The following is a 15,706-nucleotide window of genomic DNA, read 5'->3' as shown; positions in this document are numbered from 1 at the left end:
TCGATGCCGGATCGCGCACAATGGACGGACCCGCACTGCCCGACGGCCCGAGCGGCCGACATCATCGGCGACAGATGGTCGCTGCTGATCGTGCGTGACGCCTTCGACGGGTCATCGAGATTCAGTCAGTTTCAACGAAACCTGGGCATCGCAAAGAACATTCTCACGGACAGGCTCAAAGTCCTTGTCGAGCAGGGAATCTTCGAAGTCCAACCGAACGCGCAAGGTACCCGCAACGAGTACATCCTGACCGAACGCGGTATGGATCTGTTCATCGTGATCATTAGCCTGCGACAGTGGGGAGAGCGCCACGCCTTCGATGACGGTGAGCCACACTCGATCTTGATCGACGACACCACGGGCGATCCGGTTCCCAGGCTTCGACTGATCAACACACGGAATATCGACCTGGACCCTACAAGTACACATGTGGAGAAGGTCGAGGAAGGTTGACCCGCAACTCGCCAGATTGACAGATGGGCGCACATGATTCGAAGTGCGCGCATACTCCGACTATGACTGTCGATCTCGAGTTCTCCTGGCCGCAGTTTCTCTGGATTGCATTCATCTTCGTCGGCGTGCCCGCAACTATCGGCGCGAGCATCATCTGGACAATCTGGCGTTCGGAACGAACTGGCCTGGAGCACTCCACGACCGCCCTCGGCGGCGGGCACACGGGATCGGGCTCACTCGGACTGTGGAGCACCGGCCTGTTGGCCTTTGCACTGGGCTTTCTGTCTTGCATGGGCTGGCTCAGCTGGTCAGCCGACTACAAAGGCGGATTCCGCGGCCCCGGCCTGCCTGCCCCGACACAGTTCCCCACCTGGCAGGTCGTCGCCTGTGGACTGACAGTGATTCTGGCGTGTTTCGGTTCCGCCCATTGCTCGCGATGGATGAAGGCCGGCGGTATGACGGCCGCTGCCGGCACTGCTGCGGGATTCACCACCGCATTCAGCATCGACGCCAGTACTGATGTCACCGGACAGGCAGGCGTGGGCGTCGCACTGTCCACGATCGGATGGGGCCTCACCCTTACCGCACTGATGCTTCTGCGCGGCAAGTGGTCGCAACGAGGGTGAATCTGTCACTCAGTGCGGTTCACCCGCGGCGCGTTCAGTGGCGCGGGCAGTGTCGTCGAGGTGACAGTCGAATCTTGGCGTATGAATTGACGTGATGCCCAGGCGGATCAGTATCGCGAGTAGTGCTGAATTTCCTCACGATCGGCAGCGCAGATGCACTTTCGATCGAGACCGCGGTCGGCAGTCACTGCGCAGAAGCGAACCCCGAGCGGATCGTGGGATTTCATACTGTGCTGACACGCCGGGCAGATCGACGGTGTTTTCTGATCCTCGTCAGTCGACTCGGATTGCCCTCGTGCATTCGACACATCGGACGGGTTCGACGCCATACCGGCGCTCCAGTTCTCGGCCGTTCGACCACAGACCGGGTTGGCGTCGAGGACGACATGGCTTGACCGCGCATATTCGAATGACCCTCGACGTACCCCACGCTACTCGCTTCGGCACACCGGTTTGTACCAATTTCTGCCCACGCGACATTCCCGGTCGAGCAGGATAGAACTACTGCACGCACCATTTCCGTGCAGGATTCGAATTCGTGCAGCATTCGTCGTGAAAGGGCTTCTCGTGAACACTTTCCAACGTGTATCCGCCGCCGTGAACGTAGTGGTCCAACCACTGATCGGCGCTCCGATCGTAGGCAAACTACTGGGCCGTTCCATGACCGTCATCACCTACGTCGGACGCAAGTCCGGTCGCACCTTCAGCGCGCCCGTGTCCTACAAACGAAAAGGCGACCATGTGACGATCGGCGTTGCCATGCCGGACAAGAAGAGTTGGTGGCGCAATTTCTACCCGGAACAAGGTCCGATCGTTCTCCAACTGGACGGTATCGATCGCCCCGGCGAGGCACTCGCACACCGAAAAGGCAAGGGTGTCTACGTCTCCGTCGAACTCGCTCCCGTCGACTGAGCGGATCGAACAGCCACCGGTGCAATCACATTCAGCTCACACCCACCGCCTCACGAGATCTGGGTGATTCAGATCTCGTGACGGTCGGGACCTTTGACTCTGTGCAATCGAGACTCGGTCTCGCACCCTTCGACGCGGGTTTTTTGTCGACCATCGGTCGGACAACCCGATCCTGTCGGGACATTACCGTCCGGTAACATCGACGGCAGGCGTGAGCTGGAAGAGGTGACCACCGTGACGATCGGCATCTATCTGGTCGACGACCACGAGATCGTCCGTCGTGGATTGGCAGACCTGTTGAATCAGGTATCGGGATTCAACGTTGTTGGCGAGGCGTCGTGTGTTCGCGAAGCCTCGGCCGGAATACCCGAATGCCGACCCGACGTGGTTGTCATGGACGTCAGACTTCCCGACGGTAACGGTGTGGAACTGTGCCGAGAACTGGCGTCGACCTACCCGAGCGCCGCCACTTTGATGCTCACGTCGTACTCCGACGACGACGCACTGCTCGACGCCCTGATCGCCGGCGCACGAGGATTCGTCCTCAAGAACATCCGCGGCCACGACCTGGTGTCGGCGATCCGCACGGTTGCTACCGGCAAGTCGCTGTTGAACACCCAGGCGGTGATCGGTTTGGTCCGGCGCATCCGGTCCGAACAGAAGTCGGGTACTGCGGCAGCCCTGTTGACCGATCAGGAGCTCTTGATCTTCGAGTTGATCGGCAAGGGACTGAGCAATCGAGAGATCAGCTCGCACGCAGAACTCTCGGAGAAAACAGTCAAGAACTACGTCTCACGCATCCTCGAGAAACTGGGTCTCGAACGTCGAACGCAGGCCGCAGTTCTGGCGACAAAGCTTCGTGCGGGCACTTTGCACCCGGATCCTTCGGGCCAGGCGACCACTCACCTGCTGACGCCATCCGGCTCGCCCTTCTCCGCCACCACGGGCACGCACCATGCCAGGTAGCCGCGACGCGCTCATGCTCAGCCTTTTCGGCGACATCGCCGGAAGCGCAGAGCTGACTGCTCTCAACCCGACTGCAATTCCCAAACTGCTCAGTGCCGTGTTGACCGTCGGGTCCACACTCCAGCTCGACGAAACCCTGCAACAGATAGTCGACGTCGCGCGACATCTCCTCGAAGCGGACTACGGCGCGCTCGGCGTGAAATCCCCCGACGGACGCTTGTCCCGATTCATCCACTCCGGTATGACTCAGGGGCAGGTTGCCAAGATCGGGCATCTTCCCGAAGGTCACGGCCTGCTGGGCCTGGTCGTTCGAGAACCGTGCCCGGTTCGAACCGACCGAATCTCCTCGCATCCGTCCTCGGCAGGGTTTCCGACCAATCATCCGCCGATGGACACGTTTCTCGGTGTTCCGATCTTCGTCAGGGGCGAGGTGTTCGGCAGCATCTACCTCGCGGACAGCTCGGAACGGACTGCATTCGACGACCGCGACGAGGCTGTACTCCAGATTCTGGCAAATGCTGCGAGCATCGCCATCGACAATGCGCGTCTGTTCGAGGAATCCCGGACGCGAGAAGCCTGGCTCAAGGCCGTCGCCGCCGTCAATGCACGTCTGCTCAGCGGCGGATCCCGCGACGAGACGCTATCGGAACTGGTTCGGACGACGCGGCACCTCACGGATGGAAATCTTGTGTGCGTCGTTCGCTACGACCTCGGCAGAGAGCCGGTAGTCCACGTCGCCGATGCTGCTGATTCCCAGCCTGTCCCCGCGACCGGATCAGCCGTCGATCTGTCCGGGACCGTGATCGACGACGCTGCGCGGAGCCGGCGGCCGATCTCTGCACCACATGGCAGTTCCGTTCCGGCACTGAATGTTTCCGGCGACGAATCAGTGGTCGCACTCCCCCTCTCCGGGACCTCGTTCGGCGGCGGTGTTCTCTTCGCGTCACGCCGCAGCAACCGCCCGTGGGGAGTGGACGAGATCGAGCAACTGACGGCGATGGCAGACATCGCTTCTGTCACTGTCGAATTCGCAGAACAGCAACGGAAAGAAAGACTGGTCGACGTCCTCGAAGATCGCGACCGAATCGCGCGGGATCTCCATGACCACGTCATCCAACAGCTGTTCGCCACTGGGTTGAGTTTGCAGGGGGTGCTGCAACGTCCAGGCGACGAGGACACCGTTCGAACCGTATTGGACACCTCTGTCGATCAACTCGATCGAACAGTCCGTGAAATCCGCACCGCAGTCTTCGACCTCCATACGAGCGAGATGTCTACTCCCACAAGCCTGCGGCGGCGACTACTCGATGCCGTCAACGGTCTGTCCGGCCACTCGTCGATCACTCCCAGCGTCACTTTCGAGGGAACCATCGACAGTTCCGTCCCGTCTCGACTTGCCCCGCATGCCGAAGCCGTTGTGCGCGAGGGCTTGAGCAACGCTCTGCGGCATGCACATGCCGATGCCATCGACGTCACCATCCGGGCCACCGAGGAGCTTGTCATCAGCATCGTCGACGACGGTGTGGGAATCGACCAGGCAACCAGAATCCACGGTCTCGACAACCTGGCGACCCGCGCTCGTCAGTGCGGAGGCTCGAGCAACATCACCAGCGAGAACGGTGTCACCGAACTGGTGTGGCGTGTTCCACTGAGCCCCAGGCGAAGTCCGTTGCCGATCCAGCATCGTTGAGCGTCAGAGCGGATCCAGTTGGGCCTTGAGCAGGCAGAACTCGTTACCTTCCGGATCGGCCAGGACATGCCATTGTTCGTGCCCTGTCTGGCCGATGTCGGCCGGCCGCGCACCAAGACTCAACAGGCGTTCCAGTTCGGCCTCCTGATCGCGATCGGTGGCGTTGACGTCGATATGCAGGCGGGGCTTACCCTTCTCCGGTTCGTCTCTGCGACTGAGGATGATCGTCGGCTGCGGACCGCCGAACCCTTCGCGTGGGCCGATCTCCAACGAACCGTCGTCCATTCGATCGAGCACGACGAAGTCCAGAACCTCGCACCAGAACCGGCCCAGCACCTCGGGTTCCCGGCAACCGAGCACCAGTTCACTGATACGACATGCCATGACCATCTCGCTTTCTTTCCGCTCGTGAAGACAACTCTCTCGACCGTACCGGACCACGTGATCTACGCCATGCCTCTGTTCCGATCCTAGGGACCTTTTCCCCTCGTCCGAGTTCCCGGTCGCCACGATCATTGCGTTATGTTCCACAGTCCCAGGCATTCTCGGTCTTTCGTCACGTCGATGTGCGTAGGCGGCCGTCGTGGTTGATCTCGCGCCCCGGCCGGTCGGTGAGGTCGATTCTCCCGCCGATGCAATTCCCCGAACCGCTCCGAAGGGTTCGAAACTGGTCGAGATCCTCAGGACCACCGATCACAAGATGATCGGTCTGATGTACATCGTGACATCGTTTGCCTTCTTCTTGATCGGCGGACTGATGGCACTACTCATGCGCATGGAATTGACCGTTCCGGGAATGCAATTCCTGTCCAACGAGCAGTACAACCAGTTGTTCACCATGCACGGCACGATCATGCTCCTGCTGTACGCGACCCCGGTGTTCTTCGGATTCGCCAACTACCTCATGCCACTGCAGATCGGGTCGCCGGACGTGTGTTTCCCGCGACTCAACGCCTTCAGCTACTGGCTCTATCTCTTCGGCGGCCTGATCGCGTCCGCCGGATTCGTAACACCTGGTGGTGCGGCAGATTTCGGCTGGACCGCCTACGTACCGCTCACCAGCGAACTCCACTCCCCCGGCATGGGCGCCGACCTGTGGATCATCGGTCTCGCTCTCGGTGGGGTCGGCACCATCCTCGGCGCAGTCAACATCGTTTCGACGATCGTCTGCCTGCGCGCCCCGGGTATGACGATGTTCCGCATGCCGATCTTCACGTGGAATGCGCTGGTCGCCAGCATGCTGATCCTCCTCGTTTTTCCGCTGCTCGCTGCTGCCTTGATCGGACTGTGGGTGGACCGGCACCTGGGAGCGCACCTGTTCGACCCCGCCACCGGTGGAGTCATGTTGTGGCAGCACCTGTTCTGGTTCTTCGGCCATCCCGAGGTCTACATTCTGGCGCTGCCGTTCTTCGGCATAGTCTCGGAGATCTTCCCCGTCTTCAGCCGCAAGCCGATCTTCGGATACACCGGATTGGTCTATGCAACATTGGGAATTGCTGCACTGTCGATCGCTGTGTGGGCTCACCACATGTACGCAACCGGCGCCGTTCTCCTCCCCTACTTCTCGTTCATGACCTTCCTGATCGCAGTTCCCACCGGAGTCAAGTTCTTCAACTGGATCGGCACCATGTGGAAGGGGCAGTTGACTTTCGAATCGCCCATGCTGTTCTCCGTCGGCTTCCTGGTCACATTCCTGTTCGGCGGACTCTCCGGCGTCATCCTTGCCAGCCCGCCCTTGGACTTTCATGTCACCGACTCGTACTTTGTTGTCGCGCATTTCCATTACGTCCTCTTCGGGACAATCGCGTTCGCGACATACGCCGGAATCTACTTCTGGTTCCCGAAAATGACCGGCCGGATGTTGGACGAGAAGCTCGCCAAGATCCATTTCTGGTTGACCCTGATCGGCTTTCACGCAACATTTCTCGTCCAGCATTGGCTCGGCGCCCAGGGCATGCCTCGGCGGTACGCGGACTACCTGCCGTCGGACAATTTCACTCTTCTCAACACGATCTCGACCATCGGCGCGTTTGTGCTCGGAGCCTCGACGATTCCGTTCATCTGGAACGTTTTCAAGAGCTACCGGTACGGCCGAATTGTGACCGTCGACGATCCTTGGGGCTTCGGAAACTCGCTCGAATGGGCGACGTCCTGCCCACCACCGCGACACAACTTCACCGAACTCCCCCGAATCCGCAGTGAGCGGCCGGCATTCGAACTGCACTACCCCCACATGGTCGAAAGAATGCGCGACGAGGCGCATGTCGGACTGCTTGGTCACAAGTCGGTTTCCGACGTGAGAACTGAGGTGAAACAACATGAATGACGGCACGAAGCACCGAGCCTGGGCAGAAAAGCAGCACCACGAACGCCGAGCGAAACCCGGCCATCTCCTCGCCCCGTTGCTCGTGCTCATGTTCGCTGTCACGACGCTCGTGTGGTTGCCCCTGACGACTGCCGCGTGCTCGATAATCGTCGCAGGATTGCTGTTCGGCACTGTCCTGCAAGCTAGTTCGCATTCAACAGACACAGCTCGAGGAGTTCACGATGAAGCCCGAACTATCGACTGATCTCATCACCTCGGAGTGGTCCGCGGACGGAGCGGTGGTCGTGTGCATCGACGGATCCCCGGTGCGCCCCGACGTGATCACGTGGGCGGCTGAGTTCGCACATCGCCACGGTCTCTGGATGCGAATCGTTTTCGTAGCTCCGAGCGCCGATCTGAACACCTCGGCATCGCCGACCGGCCTGTTCATGGAGGCCATTCAGATCGCCGAGTCGGTGTCGCCAGATCTTCGGATCCGGACCGATCTGATCTCCGGGGAGAACACCGCAATCCTCACCGCGTTGACGTCCGAGGCCGCCTTGATCGTCGCAACACAGGACGATCCCGCCGCACCTGGACCGACATGTTCGTTCGCAAGAGTCGGAACACCGCGTGAAAGCAGCGCTGCGGCAGCCTTGCCGGTTGTCGTCGGTTTGGACGGAAGCGCCTACAGCGAAAGCGCTCTGGCCATCGCATTCAAGGAAGCAGAGGCAGCGAACACCGAACTGGTCGTCGTGCACGCAGCGCCGCCAGAGGCCGAACTGCGTCGAGACGTCGCATCCGGGCACTCGCCCCAGCACTCGACGCCGCTGACGTGGCAACTGTCGGGTTGGGCCACGCTCTACCCTGGCGTCGCGATCCGTCAGATCGAGTTCGACGGCCCCTCGGTTGCCATTCTTGAACAACTCTCCACCGAGGCACGGCTTCTCGTCGTGGGTCGGCGTGGGCGAGGTTCGTTCGACGACACCGCTCTCGGCACCACGAGCAGTGCGATGATTCGAAAAGCACACTGCCCGGTCATCGTTGCCAGCGAAGCCTGAATCAGATCGTCACCCGGTCAGAAGCCGTAACTGTGGATGGGTGCGAGCTGACCGGAGTGATGGGCTTCGATTACGAAACGCTCGTGGTCGACCAACTTCTCCGGGAGTTCGTCAACCGGCCACCACCGCAGATCTGCAGATTTCAACGGCTCCATCCGGCGTGGTTCACCGGACCACGTGCGGCATTCGTAGAAGAAGTCCACTCGATGATCCACCGGTTCGCTCCCGTCCGCGTGGCGGCGATGCAACACGGTCAGCGGCTTCAGTTCCGAGGAAAGCAACTCGACACCAAGTTCTTCCGCAGCCTCCCGAACGGCAGCGTCGATCGCCGACTCCCCCAGTTCGACGTGGCCCGCAGCAGCGTGAGCCCAGTATCCGTCCATGAATCCCGTGCCCTCGCGCAATTGCAGCAGCACCTCGCGCCGTTGTACCGGGTTGCTTCGACAGAACATCACGTACACCGCTGGTACCAGCGCAAATTGATCGGCCACACGACCACGCTATCGTGCGCGTGAAATGACGGCGCCCCGCGGGAACAAGCTCGCGGGGCGTCTTCGACGATCTGCTGGATCAGTTCACGTCGAACCGGTCGAGGTCCATCACCTTGGTCCAGGCTGCGGCGAAGTCCTCGGCGAACTTCTGCTTGGCGTCTGCGCTGGCGTACACCTCGGCGAGTGCACGCAGTTGCGAATTCGATCCGAAAACGAGATCGACCGCAGTTGCCGTGTGCTTCGGATCGCCCGTCACGCGATCAACGCCGTCGTAGACGTTTTCGTCCGTCTTCGACGGCTTCCACTCGGTACCCATGTCGAGAAGGTTGACGAAGAAATCGTTGGTCAACGTCTCGGGACGATCGGTGAACACGCCGTGACGGGTATTGCCGAAGTTCGCGTTCAGCGCGCGAAGTCCGCCGACCAGCACTGTCACCTCGGGCGGGGTCAGCGACAGCATGTACGCGCGGTCGACCAACAGAATCTCTGCCGGAAGCTTCTCGCCTCCCTTGAGGTAGTTCCGGAATCCGTCGGCCCGGGGTTCGAGTACCTCGAACGAGTCGACGTCTGTCTGCTCCTGCGTTGCATCCGTTCGGCCCGGCGTGAACGAGACCGTGATGTCCTGTCCGGCGTTCTTCGCAGCCTGTTCGACGGCCGCTGTACCACCCAGAACGATCAGGTCGGCGAGAGAAACCTTTGCTCCACCAGCCTGGTTGAAGTCCTGCTGAACCCGCTCGAGAGTCTGAAGCACCGCGGAGAGAGCTGCGGGCTCATTGACTTCCCAATTCTTCTGCGGCTCCAGTCGGATTCGCGCACCGTTGGCGCCGCCGCGCATGTCCGTGCTGCGGAAGCTCGCGGCAGACGCCCACGCCGTCGATACCAACTGCGAAATGGACAGCCCGGAGTCGAGAAGTCGACTCTTGAGGATCGCGATGTCTGCGTCCCCGATCAGTTGATCATCGGCCGAGGGAACCGGGTCCTGCCACAGCTGCGGCTCGGGAACCCAAGGTCCCAGGTAGCGCGTGACCGGTCCCATGTCACGGTGAAGGAGCTTGTACCAAGCCTTGGCGAACTCTTCGGCGAATTCTTCCGGATGATCGAGCCAGCGCCGGGTGATCTTCTCGTACGTCGGATCCAGGCGTAGGGACAGGTCGGTCGTCAGCATCGTCGGGGTGCGTCCGGCCGACGAATCGAACGGATCCGGGATGGTGCCCGCCCCCGCGCCGTCCTTCGGAATCCACTGCCACGCACCCGCCGGACTCTTGGTCAGCTCCCAGTCGTAGCCGTACAGAATCTCCAAGAAGGTGTTGTCCCACTTCGTCGGAGTGGGAGTCCACACGACTTCGAGACCACTGGTGATCGCGTCCTTACCCACACCCGTGCCGAAGGCACTCTTCCAGCCCAGTCCCTGCTGCTCGATGGGAGCACCTTCCGGTTCCGGTCCGACGAGGTCGGCCGGTCCGGCTCCGTGCGTCTTGCCGAAGGTGTGACCGCCGGCGATCAGCGCAGCTGTCTCCACGTCGTTCATCGCCATGCGGGCGAACGTTTCTCGGATGTCGCGGGCGGCCGCTACCGGATCCGGTTGCCCGTTGGGTCCTTCGGGATTGACGTAGATCAGGCCCATCTGCACGGCTCCGAGCGGTCCGGACAGCTCACGGTCTCCGCTGTAACGCTCGTCGCCGAGCCAGGTGTCCTCGGGACCCCAGTAGATCTCCTCGGGCTCCCAGATGTCTTCTCGGCCGAATCCGAAGCCGAAGGTCTTGAACCCCATCGACTCCAGGGCGCAGTTGCCCGCAAACACCAGCAGGTCGGCCCAGGAAACCTGCTTTCCGTACTTCTGCTTCACGGGCCAGAGCAGGCGCCGCGCCTTGTCGAGGCTGGCGTTGTCCGGCCAACTGTTGAGCGGGGCGAAACGCTGAGCACCTTGGCCGCCACCGCCGCGGCCGTCTGCAATGCGATAGGTGCCGGCAGCATGCCAGCTCATACGCACGAAGAGTCCGCCGTAGTGCCCGTAGTCGGCCGGCCACCAATCCTGCGACGCCGTCATCAACGCGATGACGTCGCGCTTTAGCGCCTCGACATCGAGCTTGGCGAATTCCTGGGCGTAATCGAAGTCGGCACCCATAGGATTCGACTTCGACGAATGTGAATGCAAGACAGAGAGATCCGGCTGATTCGGCCACCAGTCGCTGTTTGTTCTCGGACGATTCCCGGTAGGCGTCGGAGACGGGATTGCGGGGTTTTCACTTTCGCTGGTGCTCTCGGTGTTTCCGTCGTGAGCAACCGGGCAACTATCGGACACGGTAATCCCTCCATGAGCGAGTAGAACGGACTTCGATCACGTTTGTGATCGCAAACTCTGAGTTGTCGAGCAGTCGGGACACAGGCCCCAGTAAATGACCTCGGCTTCGTCGAGAACGAAACCGTTGTGCGCCGACGGCGTCAAACACGGTGCCTCTCCGACTGCGCAGTCGACATCTGCAACGACCCCACAGGACCGGCAGACGACGTGATGATGGTTGTCGCCGACGCGTGACTCGTACAGCGCCACCGATCCGGACGGTTGGATCCGCCTGATCAGCCCGGCGTCGGTGAGAGCGTGCAACACGTCGTAGACCGCCTGCCGCGACACCCCCGGCAGAACAGCCCGCACAGCATCGAAGACAGTCTCGGTGGCTGCGTGTGGGCGTGCATGCACAACCTCGAGCACCGTGACTCTGGGACGAGTCACGCGAAGCTCAGCGTTACGCAGTTGGGCTGCATAATCCGGCGTCGAAGGCACCTTTCCACTATTGCGCAATCTTCTGGACTGAACCCAGACTTTCGCGAAAATCATCGCGGACAGGGCCCTCCCGACCGATTCGTCCGTGCTGGAAGTGAGCCGGATTCCTCGCTGTTTCTCACGCCCCCAACAGCGCCTTCAGGTTTGTTGCGCGTCGACGCGTCCCGCTGTGTGGTTCCACAAACTCCGACAATCTCCCCTTCGTCCAACTACCGTGAAAGGGAGAATCCGCCGAGGTCAGGAGTGCTCGTGCCCAAACTGGAGATCAAGAGGAAGTCAGAACTCTCACGGCAGGAAGTCGCCGACCGACTCATCGCCCTCGGCCAAGCCCTCGCCAGTGGATCGGAAGTGGAGCTGGGGTCGGGTGGGGACTCGATCGAAATCAGTGTTCCGGAACAGGTTCGGTGGGAACTCGAGATCGAAGTCGACGGCAACGAAGTCGAGATAGAAATCGAGATTCACTGGCGCGACGACCCTCAGGAAGAATCGGAAGAGAAGTCTCCGCCTCGCACCAAAGCAGTTCGTCGCAGCCGACCACGCAAGAGCACTTCCACATAGGCCGACTCGAATACGGTTGTTCGGCACTTACGGAGACGCCGACACCTCGAGAGACACGACGCGCAGCAGTGCTCGGAGGTCACTTTCGATCCGTCGAAACAGTTGATACACAACGATGAATCCGGCGATCCCGCCCAAACACAGCGCACGGACTGTTGCGTTGAGTTCCTCACCGGCACCCGAACCGACAAAACTGAGCCCCGCGATTCCCACCAGTGGAACCGACGCCGCGACTGCGAGGTAACGCGTGCTGCTCCGACCCAACGAGCGAATATCGCGTCCGTCATCGCTTCGTAACTCGCCGTGTGACAACAAGATCGGATACAGACATCGAACCGAGTAGTACGTCAGGATGAAGAACGGATACGCGACTGCGACGGCGCCGCACACCGCCAGCGACGACATCAGGTGCACGTAGGCTCGCTGCGGAATTCCGCCGGCGGCAATCTGCAATGCGACCGGATATGCGATACCGGCCAGAACCCACAGACCGAATGCGATCACCACCGCGCGATGTCCGACATTCAGCGTCGCGGTACGCGCTTTGTTCAAGACCTCCGCGCTGTACGTCTGACCGTTGCGCAGTCCGTCAGGCACGGTGAGTGCAAGCCGACACCAATACAGGATCGCTGCGGCACCGAGAGAGAACGCAGCCACCCCGATGACCAGATGAACCTGCTCGAGATGCTGCTGAGCCTGCGGCGAGAGACCCGAGATGATCAGCATCTTGTTGTAATAGTAGTTGTAGCCCGCCGCAAGAAGATTCGGAATTCCGATCGCGGCAAGCACTATCGGCAGCGCCCACTTCCACAACGTCGAACGTGGACTCCCTTCCGGTGGGTCCACCAGATTGCGAGCAGACCGGTCCAGACACAGTGCGAACTGACGAGCCAACTTTCGGCCGCCAGACCACCTTCCGTCTCTCTCCGGCGAGAGAGACTTGACCAGAACTCGGCGCAGCGCCGGCGGACAGTCGTCCGGTAGCCGTGCCTCGGCTGCGGGATCCACCCCGCGCCGGCGGGCCTCGAGCGCCTTCTTGGGCGACGGTGGGCTCTCCCCCGTACCGTCGTCCGTGAAAGGCCTACTCCCGGTGAGGAGTTCCCACAACATCACGCCCAGTGCATAGATGTCGCTACGGGTGTCGAGTGTGCCAGGCGCCCCCACCGCACAGGCCTCCAATTGCTCCGGAGACATGTAGGCAAGCGAGCCTCCGACAAAACATGCAGCGTCCTCGGTCGAGACCTCCTCGCTCGAGCTGACGTTGAAGTCGGCGAGCTTGGGGATGCCTTCGACGCTGAGCAGGACATTCGCCGGCTTGATGTCCCGATGTAATACGCCGTGCTCACGCGCATACTCGAGGGCATCGGCCAGTCGCATCCCCATCCAGGCCACGGTCTCCGGCCACGACATCGCAGCGATCTCGCTCCGCAGGCTCGTCTCGCTGGGCTTCATCTCTCCCTTCTTCGCCAGGGTCTTGTCGATGGCGTCGAGAAGTAGTTGTCCGGACCGCTGGGCCTGCGGTGTCACGCGGACAAGTTTGACCACGTCGAGCAGGGTCCCACCCGGCACGTATTCCATGAACAGGACTCGCAGTGCGCGTTCCTCGAGCAGCCGTTGATCGAAGACCCGGACGATGTTGGGATGGTCGAGCTGGGCGAGAGTCTGTGGCTCGACTCCAATGTTGCGCGAGATTTTCAACGCAACCCACCGCTGCATCGAGAGTTGCCGAGCGAGGAACACTCGGGCGAATGCGCCGTGCCCGAGTTCCAACACCAGTTCGAAATCGTCCAGGTGCTGCCCGATTTCGAACTCGTCGAAACCCGAGAGTCCCAACATCATCACGTCTTCGCGACCGGCCATCGAATCACGGTCGAACATCTGCTCGAAACTCTCTGCCTGCAAGGGAAACTCGCTGAGGTACTCGGCTGCTGCGACGTCCTCCCCACCCTGCTTCCGCAGCCGGAACTCCTCGTACAGGAGCTCGGCCGGTAATGGTTCTTCGAGTAATTCGGGATACTCGGCACAGTAATCCGTGAGCCGTTTCGGGCAATCATTTTTCAGCCAGCGGTACTCCATGTCGATTCCGACCAGTTCGATCAGCGCCGCCCGACGAATCTTGGCTGGATCAGGCAGATAGTCGCTCAGGTCGGACGGGGTTCGTCCCTCCTCCCAATCCGCCACAAGGCGGCCGAGGCCGTCTGCACCGTTCTGGCCGTCACGCATCACCGGCAGCGTTGAGGGGCGCAACTCGGTGACGGTGCCCCGTTCGGTCAGGGGCCCGCTCGCGATTGTCGCGTCACTGGCCTGCGCACCACGTTCATTCATGACACTTCTGTTCCGCACCTCGATCACAATGAATCGGAGTGACTCACTTCAGCGTAACCCCGGTGGTACTCCAGACCCCAGCGAATCTATTCGGCGTGAACTGCCGACTCCGTGCCGATGCGAACGAGTTCGTCGCGCTCTTTGATTTTGATCCGATCACGCCCATGCTTCACACCGAGGGCACGTTCGGCGGCATCGATGCGAAGCCATCCGTCCCAATCGACGGGCACCACTCTGCCGGCCCTGAGGACCTCCGCGATCCGGCCGTGGCCGGCTCGACGCTCGTATGCCGAATCCAACTGTCGCAGCAAGGTTTCGACGGTTTGGCGTGCATCAGGCCGAGCCGCACCGATCAGCCCGGCGGCACCTCGCTTCATCCAGCCCGTCACGAACAAACCTGCGATCGGCGAGCCGCTCTCGTCGACCGCTGCGCCGCCCTGGTGCGCAACATTGCCGCGTCCGTGATCGAAAGGCACCCCGGCAAGTGGCGTCCCGAGAAATCCGATTGCCCGGTACACAGCTTGAACCGGATAGTCGGTACAGATACCCGAAGCGGTGACGTGACCGTATCCGTCCGGGACTGTCCGCTCGACGCGGAGTGCCTCGACTTTCCCGTTGCCGAGAATCTCCACGGGCTGTCGGTAGAAGTGCAGGTGAACTCGACGCTGGGCAGTTCGGTCGGCAGGCGCAGTGTCCGCGAAACCACGGAGTGTCTCGACTGCCAGTCGGGTGTGCACCAACTGTTTGGTCATCCGCTCGACATGCCGGTCCGGTACGACATCGACAGAATCGACGACAACATCTACGCCGGGTAGTTCACCGAGAGCGCGCAACTCGTTCGGGGAGAAGCGAGCGTCGGCTGGTCCGCGCCGGACAAAGATGTGTACTTCGCGAACTCGACTGCCGGCGATCCCTTCCCGAACTTGGTCGGAGACGTCCGTGGCCTGCAGCGATTGCGCCTCGGCGAGGAGCATACGGGTGACGTCGAGTGCGACGTTGCCACCTCCGATCACTGCGACCGATTCCGCGTTCAGCGGCCACTGCGGCGAGCTGTCCGGGTGATCGTTGTACCAACCGACAAACTCGGCGCCACCGAAAGAACCTGGAAGCTCGACGCCGAGAATGTCGAGAGGTGCATCCCGCGGCGCACCGGTTGCAATGATCACGGCATCGTAGGACGAACGTAGGTCATCGACGGAAAGGTCCTTTCCGATCTCCACGTTGCAGAACAGCCGGAACTCACTGGCGACCAGCGTGGTGTGCAGAGAATGGGCGAACTTTTCGGACTCGGGGTGCCCTGGTGCGAGACCGTAGCGCACCAGTCCGTACGGCGTCGGTAGACGCTCGAACACGTCTGTCTTGGTGCCGGGCGCAAGTTCGGCGAGAGCGCCGGCGGCGTGGATTCCCGCCGGCCCCGCTCCGACGATCGCGACACTGAGCGGTGGTGAGAAGAATCGGGGCGCCGCAGGCGGGGATACCGCTGGACCTCTGGCGTTGATCATCCCCCGAGGCTAGGACCTCAACTGCGCTGGAGATC

Annotated in this window: 15 protein-coding genes; 8 read left to right on the top strand and 7 right to left on the bottom strand. The window is 61.4% G+C overall.

What is annotated here, in order from left to right; translation table 11 throughout:
- Positions 1-3 precede the first annotated feature (3 nt).
- The gene (locus ABH939_RS18960; protein ID WP_007726458.1) at positions 4-453 is read left to right on the top strand and encodes a helix-turn-helix domain-containing protein; all 450 of its coding nucleotides are present in this window, start codon (positions 4-6) and stop codon (positions 451-453) included.
- A 23-nt stretch (positions 454-476) separates the two neighbouring features.
- A complete protein-coding gene (locus tag ABH939_RS18955; protein WP_082845672.1) occupies positions 477-1,079 on the top strand; it encodes a hypothetical protein in 603 nt (200 codons plus the stop codon).
- 107 nt (positions 1,080-1,186) lie between these two features.
- Here ABH939_RS18955 and ABH939_RS18950 read toward each other — a convergent pair whose 3' ends face one another.
- Positions 1,187-1,408 carry an RGCVC family protein gene (locus ABH939_RS18950; RefSeq protein ID WP_081557469.1) on the bottom strand — a complete coding sequence of 74 codons (222 nt, stop codon included), beginning with the start codon at positions 1,406-1,408 and terminating at the stop codon, positions 1,187-1,189.
- 238 nt (positions 1,409-1,646) lie between these two features.
- Here ABH939_RS18950 and ABH939_RS18945 point away from each other — a divergent pair, with 238 nt between their 5' ends.
- From ABH939_RS18945 to ABH939_RS18935, 3 genes are all read left to right on the top strand, one after another.
- Complete coding sequence (locus ABH939_RS18945; RefSeq protein ID WP_037129595.1) at positions 1,647-1,991, top strand: nitroreductase/quinone reductase family protein; 345 nt, start codon at positions 1,647-1,649, stop codon at positions 1,989-1,991.
- A gap of 234 nt (positions 1,992-2,225) precedes the next feature.
- Entirely contained in the window at positions 2,226-2,957 is a 732-nt protein-coding gene (locus ABH939_RS18940; protein ID WP_058038975.1) for a response regulator transcription factor, read from the top strand.
- On the top strand, positions 2,947-4,647 hold the full coding sequence (locus ABH939_RS18935; RefSeq protein ID WP_039972680.1) for a GAF domain-containing protein: 1,701 nt from the start codon (positions 2,947-2,949) through the stop codon (positions 4,645-4,647). Before ABH939_RS18940 ends, ABH939_RS18935 begins: the two co-directional genes overlap by 11 nt.
- Positions 4,648-4,650: 3 nt before the next feature.
- Here the strand turns inward: ABH939_RS18935 and ABH939_RS18930 are convergent, their stop codons facing one another.
- Positions 4,651-5,031 carry a VOC family protein gene (locus tag ABH939_RS18930; protein WP_007726436.1) on the bottom strand — a complete coding sequence of 127 codons (381 nt, stop codon included), beginning with the start codon at positions 5,029-5,031 and terminating at the stop codon, positions 4,651-4,653.
- A 199-nt stretch (positions 5,032-5,230) separates the two neighbouring features.
- Here ABH939_RS18930 and ctaD point away from each other — a divergent pair, with 199 nt between their 5' ends.
- Entirely contained in the window at positions 5,231-6,973 is a 1,743-nt protein-coding gene (ctaD, locus tag ABH939_RS18925; RefSeq protein ID WP_007726434.1) for a cytochrome c oxidase subunit I, read from the top strand.
- Between the two features lie 221 nt (positions 6,974-7,194).
- Positions 7,195-8,013 (top strand): universal stress protein, encoded by an 819-nt coding sequence (locus ABH939_RS18920; RefSeq protein WP_058038910.1) that lies wholly within the window; start codon positions 7,195-7,197, stop codon positions 8,011-8,013.
- Between the two features lie 17 nt (positions 8,014-8,030).
- Here ABH939_RS18920 and ABH939_RS18915 read toward each other — a convergent pair whose 3' ends face one another.
- From ABH939_RS18915 to ABH939_RS18905, 3 genes are all read right to left on the bottom strand, one after another.
- On the bottom strand, positions 8,031-8,504 hold the full coding sequence (locus tag ABH939_RS18915) for an NUDIX domain-containing protein (protein WP_003941446.1): 474 nt from the start codon (positions 8,502-8,504) through the stop codon (positions 8,031-8,033).
- A 79-nt stretch (positions 8,505-8,583) separates the two neighbouring features.
- The gene (gene katG, locus ABH939_RS18910; RefSeq protein WP_338927693.1) at positions 8,584-10,806 is read right to left on the bottom strand and encodes a catalase/peroxidase HPI; all 2,223 of its coding nucleotides are present in this window, start codon (positions 10,804-10,806) and stop codon (positions 8,584-8,586) included.
- A gap of 36 nt (positions 10,807-10,842) precedes the next feature.
- Complete coding sequence (locus tag ABH939_RS18905; protein WP_037129600.1) at positions 10,843-11,286, bottom strand: Fur family transcriptional regulator; 444 nt, start codon at positions 11,284-11,286, stop codon at positions 10,843-10,845.
- Between the two features lie 249 nt (positions 11,287-11,535).
- Between ABH939_RS18905 and ABH939_RS18900 the strand changes: the two genes are divergently transcribed.
- The gene (locus tag ABH939_RS18900; protein ID WP_037129603.1) at positions 11,536-11,844 is read left to right on the top strand and encodes an amphi-Trp domain-containing protein; all 309 of its coding nucleotides are present in this window, start codon (positions 11,536-11,538) and stop codon (positions 11,842-11,844) included.
- Positions 11,845-11,871: 27 nt separating this feature from the next.
- Here the strand turns inward: ABH939_RS18900 and ABH939_RS18895 are convergent, their stop codons facing one another.
- On the bottom strand, positions 11,872-14,169 hold the full coding sequence (locus ABH939_RS18895; protein ID WP_063314906.1) for a serine/threonine-protein kinase: 2,298 nt from the start codon (positions 14,167-14,169) through the stop codon (positions 11,872-11,874).
- 86 nt (positions 14,170-14,255) lie between these two features.
- Positions 14,256-15,671 carry an FAD-dependent oxidoreductase gene (locus ABH939_RS18890; protein ID WP_064075787.1) on the bottom strand — a complete coding sequence of 472 codons (1,416 nt, stop codon included), beginning with the start codon at positions 15,669-15,671 and terminating at the stop codon, positions 14,256-14,258.
- Positions 15,672-15,706 lie beyond the last annotated feature (35 nt).

Origin of the sequence: Rhodococcus sp. 27YEA6 (assembly GCF_044908235.1) — a bacterium.
Classification (GTDB): domain Bacteria; phylum Actinomycetota; class Actinomycetes; order Mycobacteriales; family Mycobacteriaceae; genus Rhodococcus_F; species Rhodococcus_F qingshengii.
This window is presented reverse-complemented; position numbering and strand designations above follow the sequence as displayed.

Excerpts from the sequence above, each read along its gene's own strand:
- ABH939_RS18920 (WP_058038910.1), top strand. The coding sequence starts at position 7,195 with ATGAAGCCCGAACTATCGACTGATCTCATCACCTCGGAGTGGTCCGCG.
- ABH939_RS18935 (WP_039972680.1), top strand. The coding sequence starts at position 2,947 with ATGCCAGGTAGCCGCGACGCGCTCATGCTCAGCCTTTTCGGCGACATC.
- ABH939_RS18960 (WP_007726458.1), top strand. The coding sequence starts at position 4 with ATGCCGGATCGCGCACAATGGACGGACCCGCACTGCCCGACGGCCCGA.
- ABH939_RS18895 (WP_063314906.1), bottom strand. The coding sequence starts at position 14,169 with ATGAATGAACGTGGTGCGCAGGCCAGTGACGCGACAATCGCGAGCGGG.
- ABH939_RS18930 (WP_007726436.1), bottom strand. The coding sequence starts at position 5,031 with ATGGCATGTCGTATCAGTGAACTGGTGCTCGGTTGCCGGGAACCCGAG.
- ABH939_RS18950 (WP_081557469.1), bottom strand. The coding sequence starts at position 1,408 with ATGGCGTCGAACCCGTCCGATGTGTCGAATGCACGAGGGCAATCCGAG.
- ABH939_RS18890 (WP_064075787.1), bottom strand. The coding sequence starts at position 15,671 with ATGATCAACGCCAGAGGTCCAGCGGTATCCCCGCCTGCGGCGCCCCGA.
- ABH939_RS18955 (WP_082845672.1), top strand. The coding sequence starts at position 477 with ATGGGCGCACATGATTCGAAGTGCGCGCATACTCCGACTATGACTGTC.